This window comes from Streptomyces sp. NPDC026092 (genome assembly GCF_040638605.1).
Lineage (GTDB): Bacteria > Actinomycetota > Actinomycetes > Streptomycetales > Streptomycetaceae > Streptomyces.
Genome location: NZ_JBEZYN010000009.1, coordinates 302,471 through 324,237, shown reverse-complemented (window position 1 = coordinate 324,237; position 21,767 = coordinate 302,471). Strand labels below are relative to the sequence as shown.

Sequence of the window (21,767 nt, the reverse complement as noted above, 5' to 3'; positions counted from 1 at the left end):
GGTCGTCCCCTCCTCCTCCGTGACTGGGTTCACGCGGCAGCCTGCTCGGCCCGCGAAGCGTTGGCGGCGGTGATGCCCTTGGTGGAGGCGATCACGCCCTTCAGCTTCTTGGAGAGGGCCTCATAGAACATGCTGAGCGGAAACTCGTCCGGAAGCACGTCGTCGACGAGCTTGCGGGGCGGGAGCGTCAGGTCCAGGGCGTCGGGACCCTTGGCCCAGCGCGATCCGGGGTGCGGGGCGAGGTAGGTGGAGACGAGGTCGTACGCCTTGAACCAGTGGACCAGCTTCGGGCGGTCGATGCCGTCGCGGTACAGCTTCTCGATCTCGGCGCAGAGCTGGTTGGTGACCTCGGGGGCACGCTGCCAGTCGATCTTGAGCTTGTTGTCCGTCCAGCGCACCACGTCGTGCTTGTGGAGGTACGCGAAGAGGAGCTGGCCGCCCAGACCGTCGTAGTTGCGGGTGCGGTCACCGGTGACCGGGAAGCGGAACATCCGGTCGAAGAGCACCGCGTACTGCACGTCGCGGCCGTGCGTGTTGCCCTCCGACTCCAGCTTCACGGCCTCCTTGAAGGCGGTGAGGTCGCAGCGCAGCTCCTCCAGGCCGTACATCCAGAACGGCTGGCGCTGCTTGATCATGAAGGGGTCGAACGGTAGGTCGCCGTGGCTGTGGGTGCGGTCGTGAACCATGTCCCAGAGCACGAAGGCGGCCTCGCAGCGCTTCTGGTCCTCGATCATGGCCGCGATGTCCTCGGGCAGCTCGATGCCCAGGGTGTCGACGGCGGCCTCGGTGACCTTGCGGAAGCGGGCGGCCTCGCGGTCGCAGAAGATGCCGCCCCAGCTGAAGCGCTCGGGGGCCTCGCGCACGGCGATGGTCTCGGGGAAGAGGACGGCCGAGTTGGTGTCGTAACCGGCGGTGAAGTCCTCGAAGGTGATGCCGCAGAACAGCGGGTTGTCGTAGCGGGTGCGCTCCAGCTCGGAGAGCCACTCCGGCCAGACCATGCGCAGCACGACCGCTTCGAGGTTGCGGTCCGGGTTGCCGTTCTGGGTGTACATCGGGAAGAGCACCAGGTGCTGGAGCCCGTCCTGACGGTCGGCGGCCGGCTGGAAGGCCAGCAGGGAGTCCAGGAAGTCCGGGACCTCGAAGCCGCCCTCGGCCCACTTGCGCAGGTCGGCGATGAGCGCGCGGTGGTACGCGGCGTCGTGCGGGAGCAGCGGGGAGAGCTGCTCGACCGCGGCCGCGATGCGCTCGACGGTGGCCTCGACGAGGGCGCGGGACGGCGCGCCCTCGCCCTCGAGGTCGATGGAGCCGTCCTTGCTCTGCCACGGACGGATCTCCTCCACGGCATTCTTGAGCTCGGGCCAGCCAGGGTGCTCGACCACCGGAGCAGCGGTTGCTATCCCCCCACTGGTCACGTCAGCCACAAGAATTTCCGTCATTTCACTTCCTCCACAGGAGAACCTCGCGTCAAGACACCGTATCCGTCCGCGGTTCCCCCGGACAAGGGGGGTAAGAGAAATTATCCTGCGGCACCCCCATGGTCACCGTGAATTTTCCTGCCGGACGGCGCCGAGGCGCTCGCATCCGCACCTGCGGGGCGGGCCCGGCTCGTGAAGTGCGGGATGACCTTGTCGCCCCATTGACGCAAGGTCTCCAGACAGGCCTCCTGCGGCACGGTCCCCATCTGCATCAGACACATGACCTCGTCGGCGCCCGCGTCCCGGAGCCGCTCCACGTACGCGATCGCGTCCTCGGCGGTGCCGTAGGCGTGGTCGGCGTTGAAGGTGGCCGTGGCGGTGGGGCGGACCGGGATGCTCTGCTCGTGCAGCCGCGCCTCGACCTGCTCGGCGGCGCGGCGCATCTCCGCCGCCTCGTCGGCGCCGTCCACCACCGCCTCGTCGGGGACGCCCGCGCCCCCGTACCAGTGGCCGATCGACTGCGCGAAGAACCGCTGGCCCCGGATGCCGATCCGGCGCGCCTCGGCCCGGTCGTCGAGGACGATCGTGGGGCAGAGCACGGAGAAGTGGTCGTTGACGACGGTGGAGACGAACCGCTCCCCGGTGCGCTCGGCGCGCGCGGTGTCGTAGACACGGCGCATCCCGGCGATCGACTCGGGCCCGGCGAAGCCCATGACCAGCGCGCCGATGCCGAGCTCGGCGGCCTGGACGAGGGTCTCGGTACGGCTGCAGGCGAGGAAGAGGGGCGGGTGCGGGGTCTGCCGCGGGCGGGGCAGGATCGGATGCGGATCGATCCTGATCAGCTCGGAGCGGTACTCCAGCTCGTCCTTCTGCCAGGCCCGGCCGATGATGCGCAGGGCGTCCTCGACCTCCTGGGTCGTACGGTCCCGGTCGACCCCGCACAGCGAGGTCTCCTGCGCGGTACCGCCGCGCCCGGCCCCCAGGTCGAGCCGGCCGCCGGAGAGGAGGTCGAGCATGGCGGCGCGTTCGGCGACGCGGGCGGGGTGGTTGAAGTTGAACGGCATGCAGACGACACCGTGGCCGACCCGGATCCGGCTCGTGCGCGCGGCGACGTAGCTGAGGAAGACCTCCGGGGCGGACATGTGGGCGTACCACTTCAGGGAGTGGTGCTCGACGGCCCAGATCCGGTCGAAGCCCATCTCCTCGGCCAGGACGGCCTGCTCGACGCAGTCGTGGATGACCTGATGCTCGTGTTCTACGGTGGGGTCGGCCAGCTGTGCCTCGAAGATCACGGAGAACTGCACGTGCCCTCCAGGGGGTTGTCTCGGGGTGCTGCCCTCTCTTTCAATTCGTCATATGACTAGTCGTCAGTCCAAGAAGAGGCAAGAGCCGGAGCGGGGATTGCCGCAGACGGCGTGGGCGGTGCTCGGACTGCTCTCGTTCCCCGGCGAGCGCACCGGCTACGAGCTGAAGAAGTGGGCGGACGCGTCGCTGCGCTTCTTCTACTGGTCGCCGGCGATCAGCCAGATCTACGCGGAGCTGCGCCGGCTCGAGACGTGCGGGTACGTGACGTCCGCGCGCTCGGGCCCCGAGGAGCTCCGGGCCAAGCGGCGGTACGCGATCACCGAGGCGGGCCGGGCCGCGCTCGCGGAGTGGGCCGGCGGCGACGGCGGTGCGGTCGTGCTGAAGCACCCGCTGGTGCTGCGGGTCTGGCTGGGGCACCTCGCCGAGCCGGACCGGCTGCGGGCGCTGGTGGAGGAGCACATCGACCGGACGCGCGCCGAACTGAAGGAGGCCCGGGACGCCCTGGCCCACGCCGAGGCCGTACCGGAGTGGCGCCATCCGGCGGTCGCGCTGCGCTGGAGCGTACGGCAGCACCTGGCGGAGCTGGAGCTCGCGGAGGCGATGCTGGCGGACCTGGCGGACCTGCGGGCTCCCGGGAGTCCCCCGCCCGGCCCCTAGGACGCTGGGCGGGTACGTCGGAGGGGTGGGTTCCGACGCCCCGCGCGCATGCGCTTCCTTCTTCCGGTGAAGTCATTAGGCTGCGCCCCGAGCCGCACCGGGAGCCCGGAGGGACCTGGGCCCGGACATCGACGGAAGCGAGAAGATCTTGAGTTTCCTCACCATCGGTCACCGCGGAGTCATGGGCGTCGAGCCCGAGAACACCCTGCGTTCCTTCGTCCGCGCCGAACAGTCCGGCATGGACGTCATCGAACTGGACCTGCATCTGAGCAAGGACGGCGCCCTCGTCGTCATGCACGACGCGGACGTCGGCCGGACGACCGACGGCAGCGGCCCGATCGCCGAGAAGACCCTCGCGGAGCTGCGCGAGCTCGACGCGGGGGCCGGGGAGCGCGTCCCCGTCTTCGAGGAGGTCCTGGACGCGGTGCGGTCCCCGCTCCAGGCGGAGATCAAGGACGCGGCCGCGGCCCGGGCGCTCGCCGAGGTGATGCTCCGGCGCGACCTGGTCGGCCGGGTGGAGGTGCTCTCCTTCCACGACGAGGCCCTCGCCGAGGTCGCGCGCCTGGTCCCCGGTGTCCGTACGGCCCTTGTCGCCGAGGAGTGGGGCCCGGACCTCGTGGACCGGGCGAAGGCCGTCGGCGCCGGGGCGCTCGTCCTGAGCATCCGCAACCTCACCCTGGAGACGGTCGAGCACGCCCACGCGGAGGGGCTGCGGGTGATCGGCTGGGTGGTCAACACCCAGGACCACCTGCGGCTGGTCCGCGCCCTGGAGCTGGACGGCGCGACGACCGACTACCCGGAGATCCGCCGCACCGGCCGCTTCACGGCCTGAGCCGGGAGCGGCTCGGACCGACTCAGATCAGCGGCTTGACCAGGAGCTCGAACTGCAGGTCGTCCCGCTGCGGGAAGCCGTGGCGCTCGTCGCCGTACGGGAACGGGGTCATCCGGCCCGTACGGCGGTAGCCGCGCCGCTCGTACCAGGCGATGAGCTCCTCGCGCACCGAGATCACGGTCATGTGCATCTCGGTCACGTCCCACATCTCGCGGACCCGGCGCTCCGCCTCCTCGATGATCCGGCGGCCGAGGCCCGCGCCCTGGAGCTCGGGGCGCACGGCGAACATGCCGAAGTAGGCGGCCTCGTCCCGGTGTTCGAGCTGGCAGCAGGCGACGATCTCGCCGCCGCGCTCGACCACCATCAGCCGGCTGCCGGGCGTGGTGATGACGGCCCGGACGCCCTCCTCGTCGGTCCGCCGCCCCTGGATGATGTCCGCCTCCGTGGTCCAGCCGCCGAGGCTGGAATCGCCGCGGTAGGCCGACTCGACGAGGGGGACGAGGACCGGGATGTCGGCCTCCACCGCGTCGCGGTAGGCGATCCGGTCGGTGTCCTGGGGCGTGACGGTGTCCATGCTGTTCGGGTCTCCCCTCGGGGGCGCTGACGATCCCCCCGAGGGTAACGCGCTCGGGGTGTGCTCCCCCACGTACTCCTGTGCGCTCGCGTACGCCGGTCCCGCCGCGGGCATCGACTCGGAGGGGAGACCACGGGAGGTGTGTCGTGCACGGACCGGCCACGACGGCCTGGCTGTTGCTGACGCTGTGCGGGGCGAGCGCGGTCTACTGCCTGCTGCGGGCGCGCCGCTGCGTGGGAGAGGAGCGCAGGACGGCCGCGGGCGAGGCGGTGATGGGGTTCGGGATGGCGGCGATGGCGCTGCCCGCGACGGTCGTGACGCCGCCGACGTGGGCGTGGGCGGTGTACGCGGCGGTGTTCGGGGCGGCGGCGCTGCACGCGCTCGCCTCGGTCCGGCGCGGCGGTCACCATCTGCACCACCTGGTGGGTTCGCTGGCGATGGTCCACATGGCGTGGCCCGGCGCGGCGCAGGGCGTGGCGCACGGCGGTCACGGGGGCGGCGGTGGCCTGCCGCTGGTGACGGGCGCGCTGCTCGTCTACTTCGTGGCGTACGTGCTCCGCTCGGGCGCGCGGCTCGTCCCGGTGGCGGGTCCCGCGGTGGCGGGGTCCGCGGCGGCCGTCGTGGTGGCGGGGCCCGGGGGCGGTCCGGCGCCGATGTGGGTCGTACGGCCGGAGTTCACGCTCGTGTGCCGGCTGTCGATGGCCCTCGCGATGCTGGCGATGCTCGTCACGCTGTGAGCCGCCTGCCATCGGAACGCGAGACCGTGGCGTACGTCACTTGGCGCGCCAGGCCGTTACCTCCGCGTTGCACGGCCTCATAGGCTGACGCCATGTTGGTCTCCCTCGCGTTGCTCGCGCTCGGCGTCCTGACCGCCGTCGCGGCCCCTCGACTGCTCTCGCGGTCCGACTGGGCGGAACGCGAGCCCGTGGTGGCGCTCTGGATGTGGCAGTGCGTGGTGGCGGCCGTACTCCTGTGCTTCGCGCTCTCGATGACGTTCAGCGCGGCCGCCGCCTGGCACGTCGTGCGCGGCCAGGTCTTCGCCCCCGCCCCGCGCCAGGTGATCGAGGCGTACGAATTCGGCGCCCACCAGCCCTGGTCGGCGGCGCTCGCCGTGGTCCTCGCCTGCGGCGGCCTGTGGACCGGCGCGATGCTGACGCGGGAGATCCGCGGGGCGCGGGCCCGCCGCCGCCGGCGGCGCTGCGAACTCCTCGTCCGCTCCCCGCTGTTGCCGGGCGAGGAGCCGGGCAGTGAGCCGCTCGTGGTCCTGGAGGGCGAGCGGCCGGACGCCTGGTGGCTGCCGGGCACCACGCCCCAGTTGGTCATCACGACGGCGGCGCTGCGCCGGCTGAAGGGCCGCCAGCTCGACGCCGTCCTCGCCCACGAGCAGGGACACGCGCGGGCACGCCACGACTGGCTGCTGCACTGCTCGGGCGCGCTGGCGAGCGGCTTCCCCGGCATCCCGGTCTTCGCGGCCTTCCGCGACCAGATGCACCGGCTGGTGGAGCTGGCGGCCGACGACGTGGCCTCGCGGCGGTTCGGGCGGCTGACGATCGCGCTCGCCCTGGTCGAACTCAACGAGGAGCGTGGGGTGTTCGGCCCCGGCACGACCTCCGGCGCGGACCTCCCCCGGCGGGTCAACCGGCTCCTGACGGCCGCGCCCCGGCTCACTCCGGTGCGGCGGCTGCGGCTGACGGCCGCCGCCGCCCTCGTGCCGGTGGTGCCCGTCCTCGTGGCGTTCGTCCCCGCGCTGCGGGCGCTCGGATAGCCCGGACAGGGGGCACGGCGCGGCTTCGGCGCGCGGGTCGGGGAAGATCGACCCATGCGCTCCTCCGCCGTGGTCTCCGGTGCTCTGCTCGTGGTGCTGCTCGTGCTGGTGGGGATCGGGTGGTCGCCGCTGCTCTCCCTGGACCGGTCGGTCGCGGAGTCGCTGCACCGCAGCGCCGTCGCCGAGCCCGGGCTCACCCGGCTCAACCGGATCCTGAGCGACTGGGCCTGGGATCCCTGGACGATGCGCCTTCTGGTCGTCGTCGCGGCGCTGGTCCTGTGGTGGCGGCGCGAACGGTGGCTCGCCCTCTGGCTGGCCGGCTCGCTCCTGGTGGCGGCGGGCGTGCAGCAGGGGCTGAAGGCGGCGGTCGGCCGGGAGCGGCCCGTGTGGCCGGATCCGGTCGACTCGGCGCAGTACGCGGCCTTCCCCTCCGGGCACGCGACGACGGCCACGGTGGGCTGCGGGCTGCTGCTCTGGGTGCTCGCCCTGCACTGGCGCGATTCCTGGCGCGGCTGGAGCGTGCTCGCGGTGACGGCCCTGGTCTCCGTGGCCGGCGCGGGGTGGACCCGGCTCTATCTGGGCGTGCACTGGCCGTCGGACGTCGTCGCGGGCTGGCTGCTGGGCTGGTGTGTGGTGGTTGTGGCGATCGTCACGTACCGCCGCTACGGCCCGGACGGCCGAAAAAGAGGGCGGCCGGAATCATCGGGCCCGAACCGGAGCAGAATGGGAGAAACGACGTGAAGCCGCCTGTTCTGGACGATCCCCCGCGTCGCCCAGAACAGACGGCCAACCCGCTGACCAGCCACGAAGGCGCGACAGCAGGCTGCGCTGAGTATATTGGCTGCGAGCCAGTCAACGCAGGAGTCAAGCATGTCCCCGCGTAGCCCATCGGTCAATGAAGAGCTTCGGCGACGTTCTCGGGAGCGACTGCTCCAGGCCACCGTCGAGGTCGTGTCGGAGCGCGGCTACGAGGCGACGACGCTGGGTGACATCGCCGAGCGCGCGGGTTCGGCCCGGGGGCTGATCTCGTACTACTTCCCTGGCAAGCGCCAGCTGCTGCAGTCGGCGGTGCACCGGCTGATGCACCTCACGCTGGAGGAGGCGCTGGAGCGGGAGCCGCGCACGGAGGACGGGCGGGAGCGGATGGCGCGGGCCATCGACGCGATCCTGGGGCTCGCCGTGGACCGCCCGGTGCTGATGCGGACGCACATGGCGGGGATCCTGCAGGCCGAGGGGTTCGTGCAGTGTCCGGAGCAGCAGCGGCTCGCGTTCCTGCTGCGCGACACGGTGACCCGGTACGGCTCGGCGAACGTGGACGCGGACTATCCGCTGCTGCGGGCGCTGCTGATGGGCGCGGTGGTGGCGGTACTGCTGCCGGGGGCGCCGATGCCGGTGGCGCGGCTGCGGGCGGAGCTGTTCCAGCGGTACGGGCTCGACTGGGAGCAGGGCATGCCGCCGGACGGGGGTCCGCCCGACGGCATGCCGTTCGCCGCCCCGGTGTCACCGGAGCGGGTGCCGCGTCAGTCCCTGTCCCCGTGCCCCCAGCCGCCGTCGAAGTCGTCGAAGTAGTCCGGCTGCGTCTGGACGTTGAGCTCGTCCATCCGGATCCGCTTCGCCTCGTCCGTGCGACGGTCGTCGAGCTTCAGCACGTCGAAGCCCTTGACCAGGTCGTTCGAGTAGATGTAGCCGTTGTAGTAGTACGCCGACCAGGAGCCGCCGCCGACCAGCGTGTCCGCGGAGATCGGGCCGCGCTCGAAGTACGCGATCTCCTTGGGCTTGCGGGAGTCGGTGAAGTCCCAGACGGAGACGCCGCCCTGGTACCAGGCCTGGACCATGATGTCCTTGCCCTTGACCGGGATCAGCGAGCCGTTGTGGGCGACGCAGTTCTCGGTGTCGGCCTGGTGGCGGGGGATCTTGAAGTAGCTGCGGAAGACGAGCTTGCTCTTCTTGCCCTTGCCGACGATGTCGTAGATGCCGTCGGCACCCCGGTTCGGGCCCACGGCCTCGTTGCAGGTGGCCGCGCCGCCGCCGCCGAGCTCGTCGGTGAAGACGACCTTGTTGGCCTTCTGGTTGAAGGTCGCGGAGTGCCAGAACGCGAAGTTGACGTTGTCCTGGACCTGGTCGATGACCTTCGGCCGCTCGGGGTCCTTGATGTCGAAGATGATGCCGTCGCCCATGCAGGCGCCGGCCGCGATGTCCTTGCCGGGCAGCACGGTGATGTCGTGGCAGCCGGTGGTCTTGGAGACGCCCGGGTTGGTCGGACCACCCGGGTTGCCGCCGCCGTCCGGACCCTCACCGGGGAACAGGACGGGGAAGGAGACGATCGCCGACTTCTCCGGCGCCTTGCGGGGCACCTTGATGACCGTGATGCCGTCGTGCGGCGGCTGGCAGTCGGGGAAGGCGGAGTTGGGCGAGTACGAGGAGACGTAGACGTACACGTCCCTCTTCTTGGGCACGAGCGTGTGGGTGTGCGAGCCGCACGCGGTCTCGACGGCCGCGACGTACTTCGGGTTGCGGATGTCGCTGATGTCGAAGATCTTCATGCCCTCCCAGGAGGACTTCTCCGTGGCCGGCTGGCTGACGCTGGCACAGGAGTTGTCGCTGCGGGAGGAGTCGGTGGACAGGAAGACGAGGTTGCCGGAGACGGAGATGTCGTTCTGCGATCCGGGACACAGGACCTGGGCGACCGTCTTCGGGGCGCGCGGGTTGCTGATGTCGAAGATCCGGAAGCCGTCGTAGTTGCCCGCGAAGGCGTACTTGCCCTGGAACGCGAGGTCGGAGCCGGTGCCCTTGAGCGCGTCCTTGGGGATGTTCACGAGGTGCTGGATGTTGGCGCTGTGGACGATCTCGTCCACGCCGGGTATCTCGCCGCTCTGGATGGCCGACCGCGCCTCGGCCGCGGTCTCCGAGGAGACCGTGGACCGCGCGGTGGCGTCACCCGGGTCGGGCGTGGCGGCCGCGGGGCCGGCCGCGAGCAGGCTGACCAGCAGTCCGGCCGCGGCGGTCGCCACACCCAGACCTCTGATCCGAGCGCGCGGGGTACGCGTGATGCGCGTCGTACGCAACGAAGTCACTCCGTCCTCCCTTGTGTCCGTTCGCAGTTGAACGGTTGATGGACCCCGGCAGTATCGTCCTTAGCGTGCACATCTCAACAGATGGCAACACACATGTAATGAAGGTTTTTGATCAACGACCCGTGGAAGCGTGCTAGGAACGGTCCCCCCGGCCCTCTCCCCCGGAACCACCTCTGGAGGTCGTCTTGTTGAACCGCCGCCGCATCCGCGGAGCCGTCGCCGTGGCGCTGAGCGCCGTCGCCGTGCTCGCCCTGGCCGCCTGCGACTCGGAGCCCGGCGGGGACACGCCGCAGAGCAAGGGCTCCTCGGAGCCGGCGGTCGTGGCACCGGGGAAGCCCGGTGAGCCGGCGCGACGGATATCCCCCGCCGAGGCCTCCAAGCTGCTGCCCGACGACAAGCCCAACGCGGCGGACTTCAGTTACGCGCAGATGATGATCGTCCACCACCGGCAGGCGCTGACGATGACCGCGCTCGTCCCGGAGCGGGCGGCGTCGGACCAGGTCAAGAAGTTGGCAGAGCGGATCACGGCGGCGCAGCAGCCGGAGATCGGCGCGATGGAAGGCTGGCTGAAGAACAACGGCGGCCCGCGCGACCAGGGCGGTCACGACCACCACACGATGCCGGGGATGGCGACCGAGGCTCAGCTGGCGCAGTTGAAGAAGGCGAAGGGCGCGGCCTTCGACGAGCTGTTCCTGAAGCTGATGATGACCCACCACGAGGGCGCGGTGACGATGGCCGCGGAGGTGCTCGGCAACGGGAACAACGTGCTCGTGGAGGAGATGGCGAACGACGTGATCGCGCAGCAGTCGGCCGAGATCAACCGGATGCGGAAGATGTAGCTCGGCGCGGCGCGGGTCCACAGAGGCCCGGGTTGGGTCCGCAGAGGGGCGGCTCAAGTCCGCCGAGGCCCGCCTTGGGCCGACCCGAGGCCCCGTTCCGGGCCTCGGGTCCCGTCGCGCACCTCCCCTCCGGGGGCTTCCGGTGGGATGCTGGAAGCCTCTCGGCGGGCATCCCCGCGGCGGGAAGGAGTACGGACGTGCTTCGAGTCGCTGTCGTCGGTTCCGGGCCCAGCGGGGTCTACACGGCCCAGTCGCTGGTCCAGCAGTCGGTGGTGCCCGGGGTACGGGTCGACGTCCTGGACCGGCTGCCCTGCCCGTACGGCCTGGTCCGCTACGGGGTCGCGCCCGACCACGAGAAGATCAAGTCGCTCCAGCAGAACCTGCGCGCGGTCCTGGAGGACGAGCGGATCGCCTTCGTCGGGGACGTCGAGGTCGGCGCGCGGGGGCTGACCCCGGCCCGGCTCCTGGAGCTGTACCACGCGGTCGTGTACTGCGTGGGCGCGGCGCGGGACCGCCGGCTCGGCGTGCCGGGCGAGGACCTGGCGGGCAGCTGGTCGGCGACGGACTTCGTCTCCTGGTACAGCGCGCATCCCGACGCGGTGACCGACGGCTTCGCCGGGGCCGGAAGCGGTCTGGACGGCCGCTCGGCGGTCGTGATCGGGGTCGGCAACGTGGCCGTGGACGTCACCCGGATCCTGGCGCGCGGAGCGGACGAGCTGCGGCTCACGGACGTGCCCGAGGGCGCGCTGCGGGCGCTGGAGGCGAGCCGGGTGCGCGAGGTGCACATGGTGGGCCGACGCGGCCCCGGGCAGGCCAAGTTCACGACGAAAGAGTTGCGGGAGCTGGGCGGGCTGCCGGGCGCGCGGGTGCGGGTGGATCCGGCGGACCTGGCCCTGGACCCCGCGTACGCCGACCCGGCGGGGCTGCCCGCCGTGAACCGGCGGAACGTGGAGGTCGTCCGCGGCTGGGCGGCCGACGGCGCGGGGCCCGACGCGCCGCGAGGCATCCATCTGAGGTTCTTCCTGCGGCCGGTGGAACTGCTCGGCGAGAACGGGCGGGTGGCCGCGGTCCGCTTCGAGCGGACCGAACCGGACGGCGCCGGGGGCGTGCGGGGCACGGGCGCGTACGAGGAGATCGAGGCGCAGTTGGTGCTGCGGGCCGTCGGGTACAAGGGGGTCCCGTTGTCCGGGCTGCCCTTCGACGAGTCCCGGGGCACGGTCCCGAACGAGGCGGGCCGGGTGCTGCGCGACGGCGTCCCGTCGCTCGGGGAGTACGTGGCCGGCTGGATCAAGCGGGGGCCGACGGGCGTCATCGGTACGAACCGCCCCTGCGCGAAGGGGACGGTGGCCTCGCTGCTCGCCGACGCGGCGGCCCTGACCGACCGGCGGCTCGCGGGCGACCCGCTCGACGCGCTGCGGGCGCTGGGCCACGAGCCGGTGGCCTGGCGGGGCTGGCTCTCCATCGAACGCGCGGAATCCGCCCTGGGCCGGTCGCTCGGCCGCGGCCGGGTCAAGATCCCCGACTGGGCGGGGCTGCGGGAGGCGGCGGGCGGGGACGGCTCCTAGGGCCTTTCGTTTGGATCAGGCCGGATCAGGGAGCGGGGTCTGGTGCCGTGCATCGCAAGGCGGAGGAGGGCGTCAACGCGGTGGGGGCACCTCCCGTGCCCGAAGGGCTACGGGGGAGTTGGCGACCGACGACAACGCGGCTGGGGGTACCCCCTGCTCGAAGAGCTTGGGGGAGCGGTGCCAGGGCCCGCGAGCCCGGCATGATCCAAACGAAAGGCCCTAGGTCCTGGGCTCCCGGGCGGTCTGGGCGTCCGCTGCGCGCAGGACGCTGTCGAGGAGGCCGGGGAAGAGCGTGTCGAGGTCGTCCCGGCGCAGGGCGTTCAGCTTGGCGGTGCCCCGGTAGACCTGCTCGATGACGCCGGCCTCGCGCAGCACCCGGAAGTGGTGCGTACGCGTCGACTTGGTGACCGGGAGTTCGAAGAACGAGCAGCTCACCTCGGCGCCGTCCGCCTGCGCCATGTCGCTGACGATCCGCAGCCGTACCGCGTCCGAGAGCGCGTGCAGCACACCCTCCAGGCGTATCTCGTCCCGCGTGGGGTGGTCCAGGACCCGGGGCTTGGTCGCGGTCGTCACGGCGGCTCCACTTCATCCGGAAGCCGCCATTGTACGATAATCCTCGTAGTTTGACAGTCGCCGTACTACGACGGCTATCGTACGAAGACCCCCGGGAGGCCATCCGCAAGGCCCCCGCCAGAGGAGTCCGTCATGAGCGTCGCCCTGTTCGAGCCCTACACCCTGCGGTCGCTGACCATCCCGAACCGGGTGTGGATGGCCCCCATGGACCAGTACTCGGCGGAGGCGTCGGGCCCGAACGCAGGCGTGCCGAACGACTGGCACTTCGCCCACTACGCCTCCCGCGCCACCGGCGGAACGGGCCTGATCCTCGTCGAGGCGACGGCCGTCTCCCCCGAGGGCCGGATCAGCCCCGCCGACCTCGGCATCTGGAACGACACCCAGGCGGAGGCGCTGGGCCGGATCGCCCGCTTCCTCAAGGAGCACGGCACGGTGCCCGGCATCCAGCTCGGGCACGGCGGCCGCAAGGCGTCCACCAAGCGCCCCTGGGAGGGCCGCGGACCGGTCGGCCCCGGCGAGCACGGCTGGCAGCCGGTCGGCCCGAGCCCGCTCCCGTTCGCCGAGGACCACCCCGTACCGACCGAGCTGACGGCGGAGCGGATCGCGGAGATCCCGGGGCAGTTCGCGGAGGCGGCGCGCCGCGCACGCGGCGCAGGCTTCGAGGTCGTCGAGGTGCACGGCGCCCACGGCTACCTGATCAGCAGCTTCCTCTCCCCGTACGCCAACCGCCGCACCGACGCCTACGGCGGCTCCTTCGAGAACCGCACCCGCCTCGCCCTCGAGGTCGTGGACGCCATCCGGGGCGCGTGGCCCGAGGAGCTGCCGGTCTTCTTCAAGATCTCGGCCACCGACTGGCTGGAGGAGCAGGGCTGGACCGGAGACGACACCGTCCGCTTCGCGCGCCTGCTGCACGAGCACGGGGTCGACCTCCTGGACGTCTCCAGCGGCGGCAACGGAGGCCCGGCGAGCATCCCCGTCGGCCCCGGCTACCAGGTGCCCTTCGCCGCCCGGGTGAAGGCCGAGACGGGTCTTCCGGTCGCCGCCGTGGGGCTCATCACGGAGAGCGGGCAGGCGGAGAAGATCGTCGCCAACGGCGAGGCGGACGCCGTCCTGCTCGGGCGGGAGCTGCTGCGCGACGCGTCCTGGGCCCGCAGGGCGGCGCGCGAGCTGGGCGCGAGCACGCACGCGCCGACGCAGTACGCCTGGGCGATCTGAGACCGGGCCTCAGCAGGGACCGAAGCAGGGGCAGGGACACCGAAGCAGGGTCCCGCCGGTTCCCGGAACACGCCTCCCACCTGGGGAGACGCCGCCGCGGGCGCCACTGTCGGTGGTCGGGTGCAGACTGGCCCGTATCCGCGACAACGGCGTCCTGGAGGTGTCGGCCATGCCCGACGTAGTCCTGACCGTAGGTACCCGCAAAGGCCTGTTCATCGGCCGACGACGCGCCGGCCGGTGGGAGTTCGACGATCCCCACTTCAACGCGCAGGCGATCTACTCGGTCGCCATCGACACCCGCCGCTCCACGCCCCGGCTGCTCGTGGGCGGCGACAGCGCGCACTGGGGTCCGTCCGTCTTCCACTCCGACGACCTCGGCTCCACCTGGACCGAGCCGGCGAAACCGGCGGTCAAGTTCCCCCAGGACACGGGCGCTTCCCTGGAGCGCGTCTGGCAGTTGCACCCCGCGCCCGCGCACTCCCCTGACGTCGTCTACGCCGGGACGGAGCCCGCCGCCCTGTTCAGGTCCGAGGACGGCGGGGAGTCGTTCGAGCTGGTCCGCCCGCTCTGGGAGCACCCCACCCGGCCCCACTGGGTCCCCGGCGGAGGCGGCGAGGCCGTGCACACCGTCGTGACCGACCGGCGCGATCCGGCGGCCGTGACGGTCGCGGTGTCGACGGCCGGGGTGTTCCGGTCCCGGGACGGCGGCGCGAGCTGGGACCCTGCCAACCACGGGGTGTCCGCGGTCTTCCTGCCCGACCCCGACCCGGAGTTCGGGCAGTGCGTGCACAAGATCGCGCAGGACGCGGGCGACCTGGACCGGCTCTATCTGCAGAACCACTGGGGGGTGTTCCGCAGCGACGACGCGGGTGGCAAGTGGACCGACATCGGCTCCGGACTGCCCTCCGACTTCGGCTTCACCGTCGCCGCGCACCCCCATCGGGCCGATGTGGCCTATGTGTTCCCCATCAACGCCGACTCCGACCGCGTGCCCGCCGACCACCGCTGCCGCGTCTACCGTACGAGCGACGCCGGCGCGACCTGGGAGCCGCTCAGCACCGGCCTTCCCGAGGGCGACCACTACGGCACGGTCCTGCGCGACGCGATGTGCACGGACGACGGAGACCCCGCGGGCGTCTACTTCGGCAACCGCAACGGCGAGCTGTACGCGAGCGCGGACGACGGAGACACCTGGCAGCTCCTCGCCGAGCACCTGCCGGACGTCCTCTGCGTACGGGCGGCGGTCATCGACTGAGGGGCCGCTGAGCCCTGGCAGCCTCCACTACTCGGTGATACCGTATAGTGGTACTCGGTGGTACGCAGTACTGATGCGACCGAGGAGGTTCGCCATGGACGACCTGACGGAGATGCTCAAGGGCACGCTCGAAGGGTGCGTGCTCGAAATCGTCAACACCGAAGAAACCTACGGGTACGCCATCACCCGCCGCCTGAACGAGCTCGGCTTCACCGATGTCGTCGAGGGGACGGTCTACACCATCCTGCTGCGACTGGAGCGGAACGGGCTCGTCCAGGTGACGAAGCGACCGTCCGGGGTCGGTCCGCCGCGCAAGTTCTACGCGCTCAACGACGCCGGACGCGAGGAACTCGCGAAGTTCTGGACGAAGTGGAGTTACGTCTCATCACGCATCGACAGGCTCAAGGAGGGCGACCGATGAACTTCTGGGAGACCATCACAGGCAGCGACCTCACCCGGGAATGGAAGGCGTTCGAGGCCCGGGCCGAGGCCCTGCCGGACGACTACCGGGCGGCATGGGGAGAGATCAAGGGCCATCTCCTCCCCCACGGGAGCTTCACCGGCCGCAACCTGATGCCGATCCTCGACGCGGCCCTGGGGCTGCTCGAAGAGACCGCGGCGGAGGGGCAGAACGTCCACGAGGTCCTCGGCGACGACATCCGAGGCTTCTCCGCGGCGCTGGCCGGCGGAGAAGGGGCGCGCACCTACCGCGACCGGTGGCGCGAGCAGTTGAACAGGAACGTCGCAAGGAAACTGAGCCGGCTGGGAGGCTGACATGGGCATCCAGGACATCATCGAAGGCAAGAAGCAGTGGCGGGCGCACATGGCTCGGGTCAAGGCGCTGCCGCCGGACTACCAGATCGTCTACAAGGAGATGCAGAAGTACTTCTTCAAGGTCGGACCGGTCGACCTGCCCGACGGGCCCCTGCTCCCCGGGATCGTCGACTTCTTCGAGGAGGGCGCCGCCTCGGGCAAGGGCGTCCTGGAACTCATCGGCACGGACGTCGCCGCCTTCTGTGACGGCCTGGTCGCGGACTCGCGCACCAACGCGGACGTCTACCAGGAGTCCCTCGGCGAGGAATCCGGCACGGCCGGCAAGTAGCACCCGCCACCTCCCCCCTTGTTCTTCAGCTTCTGAAAGGAAGTCACCATGCCTTCATTTGGCATGCCCATGTCCAGGCTGGGGGACGACGGTCGCCCGTCGTCGACCGCCGTCTCCGCCGTCGGGCTCCGTAAGTCGTACGGCGACAAGCTCGTCCTCGACGGAATCGATCTGCGCATCCCCACAGGGTCCGTGTTCGCGCTGCTCGGCCCGAACGGCGCCGGCAAGACGACCGTCGTGAAGATCCTCTCCACACTCATCACCGCCGACGCCGGCGAGCTGCACGTCGGCGGGTACGACCTGGCCGCAGAGCCGCAGGCCGTGCGCGCCGCGATCGGTGTCACCGGGCAGTTCTCCGCCGTCGACGGTCTGATCACCGGCGAGGAGAACATGCTCCTCATGGCGGACCTGAACCACCTCTCCAAGCGCGAGGGACGGCGCGTGGCCGCCGAACTCCTGGAGCGCTTCGACCTCGTGGAGGCCGCGAAGAAGCCCGCCTCCACCTACTCCGGCGGCATGAAGCGCCGGCTCGACCTCGCGATGACGCTGGTCGGCGACCCGCGGATCATCTTCCTCGACGAACCGACCACCGGCCTCGACCCGCGCTCCCGCCACAACATGTGGGGCATCATCCGCGGCCTCGTCGCCGACGGTGTGACGGTCTTCCTCACCACCCAGTACCTGGAGGAGGCCGACGAACTCGCGGACCGCATTGCCGTGTTGAACGACGGCAGGATCGCCGCCGAGGGCACCGCCGAGGAGCTCAAGCGGATCGTCCCCGGCGGGCACATCCGGCTCCGCTTCACCGACCCGGCCGCGTACCAGTCCGCCGCCGACACCCTGCGCGAGGTGACCCGGAACGACGAGGCGCTGTCGCTGTCCCTCCCCAGCGACGGCAGCCAGCGCGAACTGCGCTCCCTTCTCGACTGGCTGGACTCCACCGGCATCGAGGCGGACGAGCTGACCGTCCACACCCCCGACCTCGACGACGTGTTCTTCGCCCTGACCGGCCCGGCCGACGTCCCCCACCAGTCCCAGGAGAACGCCCGATGAGCTCCCTCACGCTCGCTGTACGCGACTCGAACACGATGCTGCGCCGCAATCTGCTGCACGCCCGGCGCTATCCGTCGGGGACGCTGAACCTGCTGCTCACACCGATCATGATGCTGCTGCTCTTCGTCTACATCTTCGGCGACGTGATGAGCGCGGGCATCGGCGGCGGTGGCGCCGACCGCTCCGACTACATCGCCTACATCGTCCCGGGCCTGCTCCTGATGACCGTCGGCAGCACCGTGATCGGGGCCGCGGTGTACGTCTCCATGGACATGACCGAGGGCCTCATCGCCCGCTTCCGCACGATGGCGGTCTACCGTCCTTCGGTCCTCATCGGGCACGTCGTCGGCGGCGTGCTGCAGTCCGTCATGAGCGTGGTCCTCGTCGGCGCCGTCGGCGTGGCCATCGGCTTCCGCTCCACGGACGCCACCGTCCTGGAGTGGCTTGCGGCGTTCGGGCTCGTCACGCTCTTCGCCCTGGCGCTGACCTGGATCGCGGTCGGCATGGGCCTGGCGAGCCCGAACCCCGAGGCGGCGAGCAACATGGCCATGCCGCTGATCCTGCTCCCCCTCATCTCCAGCGCCTTCATCCCGGCCGCCACCATGCCGGGCTGGTTCCAGCCGATCGCCGAGTACCAGCCCTTCACGCCCGCGATCGAGACCCTGCGCGGCCTGCTGCTCGGCACCGGGATCGGGAACAACGGCTGGATCGCCGTCGCCTGGTGCCTCGGCCTGACCGCGCTCGGCTACCGCTGGTCGACGGCGCAGTTCAACCGCGACCCGAAGTAGGCCCGGCGCGCTCGGTGGACGAGCCGGCTAACGCACCACGCGGTAGCGGAGGTAGACGAACTTCTCGTTGAACGTGCGTGTCTCGACGAGTTCGAGATCCACCCGGCGTTCGTGCCGGGGAAAGAACGGAATGCCGCCGCCGACCAGCACCGGGTGGACGATGACCCGGTACTCGTCGATCAGATCCGCCGCGGCCGCGTCGACGGCGAGCGTCGCGCCGCCGATCGCGATCTCACCCTCGCCCGGTTCGGCCCGCAACCGCTCGATCTCCTCCGCCAGGCCGCCGGAGGCGAGGCGGGCCTGGCCCTGCACCTCCGTCAGCGTCCTGGAGAACACCACCTTCGGGAGCGGGTTCCAGATCTCGATCCACTCGCGCTCCGCCTCGCCGAGTGAGGGGTCCTCGGCGGCGGTCTCCCAGTACAGCATCGTCTCGTACAGCCGGCGCCCCAACAGGTGGACGCCGACCTTGCGCGTCTCGTCGATCCAGAAGCGGAAGACTTCCGCGTCGGGGGCCGTCCAGTCGAAGCCGCCGTCCGGCCCGACGATGTAGCCGTCGAGCGAGACGCCCATGGCATAGGTCACGCTGCGCATCAGAAGCCCTCCTCGGAACCGGTTTCGCAGTATGACCGCCGGACACCGCGGGACTCATCGCGACGCGCGGGCGGACACGACCTAGGGGGTGTCTCGTCGATCAGGCCGGATCAGGGAGCGGCGTCTGGTGCCGTGCATCGCAAGGCGGAGGAGGGCGTCAACACGGTGGGGGCACCTCCCGTGCCCGAAGGGCTACGGGGGAGTTGGCAACCGACGACAACGCGGCGAGGCACGGTGCCAGGCGACGCGAGCCCGGCATGATCGACGAGACACCCCCTACGGCAGGCGCCAGTCCACCGGCTGGGCGCCCATCCGCTCCAGGTGCTCGTTGGTGCGGCTGAACGGGCGCGAGCCGAAGAAGCCGCGGTCCGCCGACATCGGCGACGGGTGAGCGGACTCGATCGCCGGCAGATCGTTCAGCAGAGGCCGCAGGTTGCGCGCGTCGCGTCCCCACAGGATCGAGACCATCGGCTTACCGCGGGCGACGAGCGCCTTGATGGCCTGCTCCGTGACCGCCTCCCAGCCCTTGCCGCGGTGGGCCGCCGGCTTGCGGGGCGCCGTCGTCAGCGCCCTGTTGAGCAGCAGGACGCCCTGCCGGGTCCACGGCGTCAGATCGCCGTTGGACGGGCGGGGCAGGCCCAGGTCGGTGTGCAGCTCCCGGTAGATGTTCTCCAGGCTTCCCGGCAGCGACCGCACGTCGGGCGAGACGGCGAAGCTGTGCCCGATCGCCATTCCCGGTGTCGGGTAGGGGTCCTGGCCGACGATGAGCACCCGCACCTCGTCGAAGGGCTGCTGGAACGCGCGCAGGATGTGCGGGCCGGCCGGGAGGTAGGTGCGGCCGGCCGCGATCTCCGCGCGCAGGAAGTCGCCCATGGCGGCGATCTGCCCTGCCACCGGCTTCAGCGCGTCGGCCCAGCCGGGCTCCACAAGTTCGTTCAATGTCTGAGCTGCCACAACAGGTCACTCTAGTGGCGCACACCGACATCTCCCGAACCCGGCAACGACCGCCCGCACCCTCCGCGTTCTCGTGCGAAGCGCGCTCCCCGAACGCGCCCTCCCGGGATAGCCTGCCGTCGTCATTCCCCCCTCTTCCCGGAGCCGGTCCATGAAGTCACGCAGGCGTTCGTCCGTCGACCGGCGGCTCCCGTGACGGCCGGGCACGAAGGCCTGGTCGTCGGGGTCGACTCGGGCGGCTCCGGGCTGCGGATCGCCCTCGCGCGCGCCTCGGACGGGCGGGCCGTGGAGACCGTCACGTCCCGTGAGCCGGTGCGGACCGGCCCCGGCGGGATCGAGGCGGCCCATCTGCTCGGGCAGCTGCTGCCCGCCGTCGCGTCGCTGCGCGAGCGCGCCGGGTCCGGGCCCGTCGTCGCCGTGGCCGTCGGCGCCGCCGGGATGGCGACGCTCGGCGAGGAGCTGCGGGCCGTTCTGCCCGGCGCGCTGCGGGAGGCCCTGGGCGTACGGTCCCTCGCACTCGCCGCCGACGCCGTCACCGCCTACGCCGGGGCGCTCGGGCAGCGGCCCGGTGCGGTCGTCGCGGGCGGCACCGGCCTCATCGCCCTCGGTACGGACCTCAAGACCTGGCGCCGGGCCGACGGCTGGGGCCACCTCCTCGGCGACTGCGGCAGCGGCGCCTGGATCGGCAGGGAAGGCCTGGAGGCGGCGATGCGCGCGTACGACGGGCGGCGGGGCGGCTCGTCCGCGCTGCTCGCCCGCGCCGAGGCCCGGTTCGGCCCGGCCGCCGGGCTGCCGGCCGCGCTCTACCCGCGGACCGACCGGCCTGCCGTGCTCGCCTCGTTCGCCCCGGACGTGGCCGGCTGCGCCACCGAAGGCGACCCGGTCGCGGCCGACGTCCTGCGGCGGGCCGCCGCGCACGTGGCCGAGGCGGCGGCCGCCGTGTGCCCGGCCCCGGGTACGTACGAAGTGGCCCTGACCGGTGGCCTGTTCAAGCTTGGCGACCCTCTCCTCGTACCGCTCCGGGCCGAGCTGGCCGGACAACTGCCGCACGCCCGGCAGACGTCGGCGGCCGGGGATCCGCTCGACGGCGCCCTCGCGCTGGCGGCGGCGCTGGCCACGGACGCGCTACGGCTGCCCGTGGAGCCGAAGTTGTTGCATGTGACTACGTAAGTCACGCTTCGGACAAAGGGGGACAGATAACGCTCAGCCGCACCTCACCGCACTGCGCGGCGGGCAAAACCAGTAGCATGCGGCCGCATGAGCTCCCCCACTGGGCCCGCTTCCGGCCTGCCTGTACGAATGCCGCGACCCCGCCAGCCTGGACGGCACCGTCGCCCCGAACCCGCGGCGGCGCCCGAGGGCGCTCCCACCCTGGTCCTCGCCGTCCCCGGCGCCCCGTCGGCCGCCATACGCTCGCTGGCCGAAGAGGTCGTGAGCATCGCCCGTTCCGAGCTGCCCGGCCTGGAGGCCGCGATCGGCTACCTGGACGGTGACGACGCCGAGTACCCCACTCTCGGAAGCGTCCTCGCGCGCGCCGAGACCGTGCGCACCGAGCGGTACCAGCTGGCCGTGGCCGCCGGCCGTGAGGTCAGCGCCCCCGAGGGCGCGGCCGCCGTCGTCGTGCCGCTGCTCGCCGGTCCCGACAGCGCCCTGATGCGCCGGATCCGCCAGGCCGTGATGGACAGCGGCAACGTCGCCGAGCTGACGGACGTCCTCGGTCCGCACCCGCTGCTCGCCGAGGCCCTGCACGTGCGCCTGTCGGAGGCCGGTCTGGCCCGCGCCGACCGCGCGCGGCTCTTCACGGTCGCCACGGCCGCCGACGGCATCGTGCTCGCCACGGTCGGCGGCGAGGAGGCCGTCCAGGCCGCCGGCATCACCGGCATGCTCCTTGCCGCGCGCCTGGCCGTCCCGGTGATGGCCGCCGCGCTCGACCAGGAGGGTTCGATCACCGCGATCGCCGAGCAGCTGCGCGGCTCCGGCTCGGAGCAGCTCGCCCTCGCCCCGTACCTGATCGGCCCCGAGCTGGCCGAGGGCCTGCTCGACGCGGCCGCCAAGGAGGCGGGCTGCGCCGCCGCCGAGCCGCTGGGCGCGTACCCGGCGATCGGCAAGCTGGTGCTCTCGCAGTACACGGCCGCGCTGGGCATCGCCCCGCAGCAGCCGCAGGGCGCCCCCACGCACTGAACGGCGGCACACGCAGGAATGGCCGAGGG

At 71.6% G+C, this 21,767-nt stretch carries 24 protein-coding genes; 17 read left to right on the top strand and 7 right to left on the bottom strand.

What is annotated here, in order from left to right:
• Positions 1-29: 29 nt before the first annotated feature.
• Positions 30-1,436 carry a DUF6421 family protein gene (locus tag AB0F56_RS17985; protein ID WP_362010252.1) on the bottom strand — a complete coding sequence of 469 codons (1,407 nt, stop codon included), beginning with the start codon at positions 1,434-1,436 and terminating at the stop codon, positions 30-32.
• A gap of 80 nt (positions 1,437-1,516) precedes the next feature.
• A complete protein-coding gene (locus tag AB0F56_RS17980; protein ID WP_362010249.1) occupies positions 1,517-2,719 on the bottom strand; it encodes an LLM class flavin-dependent oxidoreductase in 1,203 nt (400 codons plus the stop codon).
• A 52-nt stretch (positions 2,720-2,771) separates the two neighbouring features.
• On the opposite strand from AB0F56_RS17980, the gene AB0F56_RS17975 reads away from it, so the two are divergent.
• A complete protein-coding gene (locus AB0F56_RS17975) occupies positions 2,772-3,377 on the top strand; it encodes a PadR family transcriptional regulator (protein ID WP_362010246.1) in 606 nt (201 codons plus the stop codon).
• A gap of 148 nt (positions 3,378-3,525) precedes the next feature.
• Positions 3,526-4,209 (top strand): glycerophosphodiester phosphodiesterase family protein, encoded by a 684-nt coding sequence (locus AB0F56_RS17970; RefSeq protein ID WP_362010243.1) that lies wholly within the window; start codon positions 3,526-3,528, stop codon positions 4,207-4,209.
• Positions 4,210-4,231: 22 nt separating this feature from the next.
• On the opposite strand, the gene AB0F56_RS17965 is transcribed toward AB0F56_RS17970, so the two are convergent.
• Positions 4,232-4,783, bottom strand: coding sequence for a GNAT family N-acetyltransferase (locus tag AB0F56_RS17965; protein WP_362010240.1), 552 nt, complete (start codon positions 4,781-4,783; stop codon positions 4,232-4,234).
• Between the two features lie 146 nt (positions 4,784-4,929).
• On the opposite strand from AB0F56_RS17965, the gene AB0F56_RS17960 reads away from it, so the two are divergent.
• The 4 genes from AB0F56_RS17960 (at position 4,930) to AB0F56_RS17945 (ending at position 8,117) form a co-directional block, all read left to right on the top strand.
• Positions 4,930-5,520 carry a DUF5134 domain-containing protein gene (locus AB0F56_RS17960; RefSeq protein ID WP_362010237.1) on the top strand — a complete coding sequence of 197 codons (591 nt, stop codon included), beginning with the start codon at positions 4,930-4,932 and terminating at the stop codon, positions 5,518-5,520.
• Between the two features lie 92 nt (positions 5,521-5,612).
• Entirely contained in the window at positions 5,613-6,548 is a 936-nt protein-coding gene (locus tag AB0F56_RS17955) for a M56 family metallopeptidase (RefSeq protein WP_362010234.1), read from the top strand.
• 54 nt (positions 6,549-6,602) lie between these two features.
• Positions 6,603-7,289, top strand: a complete 687-nt coding sequence (locus tag AB0F56_RS17950; RefSeq protein WP_362010232.1) for a phosphatase PAP2 family protein — start codon at positions 6,603-6,605, stop codon at positions 7,287-7,289.
• Between the two features lie 129 nt (positions 7,290-7,418).
• On the top strand, positions 7,419-8,117 hold the full coding sequence (locus tag AB0F56_RS17945) for a helix-turn-helix domain-containing protein (protein ID WP_362010230.1): 699 nt from the start codon (positions 7,419-7,421) through the stop codon (positions 8,115-8,117).
• Here the strand turns inward: AB0F56_RS17945 and AB0F56_RS17940 are convergent.
• Positions 8,069-9,622 carry a hypothetical protein gene (locus tag AB0F56_RS17940; protein ID WP_362010227.1) on the bottom strand — a complete coding sequence of 518 codons (1,554 nt, stop codon included), beginning with the start codon at positions 9,620-9,622 and terminating at the stop codon, positions 8,069-8,071. The genes AB0F56_RS17945 and AB0F56_RS17940 overlap by 49 nt on opposite strands.
• A 185-nt stretch (positions 9,623-9,807) precedes the next feature.
• Between AB0F56_RS17940 and AB0F56_RS17935 the strand changes: the two genes are divergently transcribed.
• Positions 9,808-10,461 (top strand): DUF305 domain-containing protein, encoded by a 654-nt coding sequence (locus tag AB0F56_RS17935; protein ID WP_362010225.1) that lies wholly within the window; start codon positions 9,808-9,810, stop codon positions 10,459-10,461.
• A 197-nt stretch (positions 10,462-10,658) separates the two neighbouring features.
• Complete coding sequence (locus tag AB0F56_RS17930; RefSeq protein WP_362010222.1) at positions 10,659-12,026, top strand: FAD-dependent oxidoreductase; 1,368 nt, start codon at positions 10,659-10,661, stop codon at positions 12,024-12,026.
• 219 nt (positions 12,027-12,245) lie between these two features.
• On the opposite strand, the gene AB0F56_RS17925 is transcribed toward AB0F56_RS17930, so the two are convergent.
• Positions 12,246-12,599: a helix-turn-helix transcriptional regulator gene (locus AB0F56_RS17925; protein ID WP_362010219.1), complete on the bottom strand. Its 354-nt coding sequence runs from the start codon at positions 12,597-12,599 to the stop codon at positions 12,246-12,248.
• Between the two features lie 132 nt (positions 12,600-12,731).
• Between AB0F56_RS17925 and AB0F56_RS17920 the strand changes: the two genes are divergently transcribed.
• From AB0F56_RS17920 to AB0F56_RS17890, 7 genes are all read left to right on the top strand, one after another.
• Positions 12,732-13,814: an NADH:flavin oxidoreductase/NADH oxidase gene (locus AB0F56_RS17920; protein ID WP_362010216.1), complete on the top strand. Its 1,083-nt coding sequence runs from the start codon at positions 12,732-12,734 to the stop codon at positions 13,812-13,814.
• A gap of 169 nt (positions 13,815-13,983) precedes the next feature.
• A complete protein-coding gene (locus tag AB0F56_RS17915) occupies positions 13,984-15,069 on the top strand; it encodes an exo-alpha-sialidase (protein ID WP_362010214.1) in 1,086 nt (361 codons plus the stop codon).
• Between the two features lie 94 nt (positions 15,070-15,163).
• Positions 15,164-15,490, top strand: coding sequence for a PadR family transcriptional regulator (locus AB0F56_RS17910; RefSeq protein WP_362010211.1), 327 nt, complete (start codon positions 15,164-15,166; stop codon positions 15,488-15,490).
• Positions 15,487-15,843 (top strand): DUF1048 domain-containing protein, encoded by a 357-nt coding sequence (locus AB0F56_RS17905; RefSeq protein WP_362010208.1) that lies wholly within the window; start codon positions 15,487-15,489, stop codon positions 15,841-15,843. Before AB0F56_RS17910 ends, AB0F56_RS17905 begins: the two co-directional genes overlap by 4 nt.
• A 1-nt stretch (position 15,844) precedes the next feature.
• Entirely contained in the window at positions 15,845-16,171 is a 327-nt protein-coding gene (locus AB0F56_RS17900) for a DUF1048 domain-containing protein (RefSeq protein ID WP_362010205.1), read from the top strand.
• Between the two features lie 48 nt (positions 16,172-16,219).
• Positions 16,220-17,224, top strand: a complete 1,005-nt coding sequence (locus AB0F56_RS17895; RefSeq protein ID WP_362010203.1) for an ATP-binding cassette domain-containing protein — start codon at positions 16,220-16,222, stop codon at positions 17,222-17,224.
• Positions 17,221-18,012 carry an ABC transporter permease gene (locus tag AB0F56_RS17890; protein ID WP_362010201.1) on the top strand — a complete coding sequence of 264 codons (792 nt, stop codon included), beginning with the start codon at positions 17,221-17,223 and terminating at the stop codon, positions 18,010-18,012. Before AB0F56_RS17895 ends, AB0F56_RS17890 begins: the two co-directional genes overlap by 4 nt.
• Before the next feature lie 27 nt (positions 18,013-18,039).
• Here AB0F56_RS17890 and AB0F56_RS17885 read toward each other — a convergent pair whose 3' ends face one another.
• Together AB0F56_RS17885 and AB0F56_RS17880 are read right to left on the bottom strand one after the other, a co-directional pair.
• The gene (locus AB0F56_RS17885) at positions 18,040-18,603 is read right to left on the bottom strand and encodes a dihydrofolate reductase family protein (RefSeq protein WP_362010199.1); all 564 of its coding nucleotides are present in this window, start codon (positions 18,601-18,603) and stop codon (positions 18,040-18,042) included.
• A gap of 276 nt (positions 18,604-18,879) precedes the next feature.
• Complete coding sequence (locus AB0F56_RS17880) at positions 18,880-19,557, bottom strand: uracil-DNA glycosylase (RefSeq protein ID WP_362010196.1); 678 nt, start codon at positions 19,555-19,557, stop codon at positions 18,880-18,882.
• A 192-nt stretch (positions 19,558-19,749) separates the two neighbouring features.
• Between AB0F56_RS17880 and AB0F56_RS17875 the strand changes: the two genes are divergently transcribed.
• Together AB0F56_RS17875 and AB0F56_RS17870 are read left to right on the top strand one after the other, a co-directional pair.
• Positions 19,750-20,727 carry a BadF/BadG/BcrA/BcrD ATPase family protein gene (locus tag AB0F56_RS17875; RefSeq protein ID WP_362010193.1) on the top strand — a complete coding sequence of 326 codons (978 nt, stop codon included), beginning with the start codon at positions 19,750-19,752 and terminating at the stop codon, positions 20,725-20,727.
• Between the two features lie 87 nt (positions 20,728-20,814).
• Entirely contained in the window at positions 20,815-21,738 is a 924-nt protein-coding gene (locus tag AB0F56_RS17870; RefSeq protein WP_362010190.1) for a hypothetical protein, read from the top strand.
• Positions 21,739-21,767 lie beyond the last annotated feature (29 nt).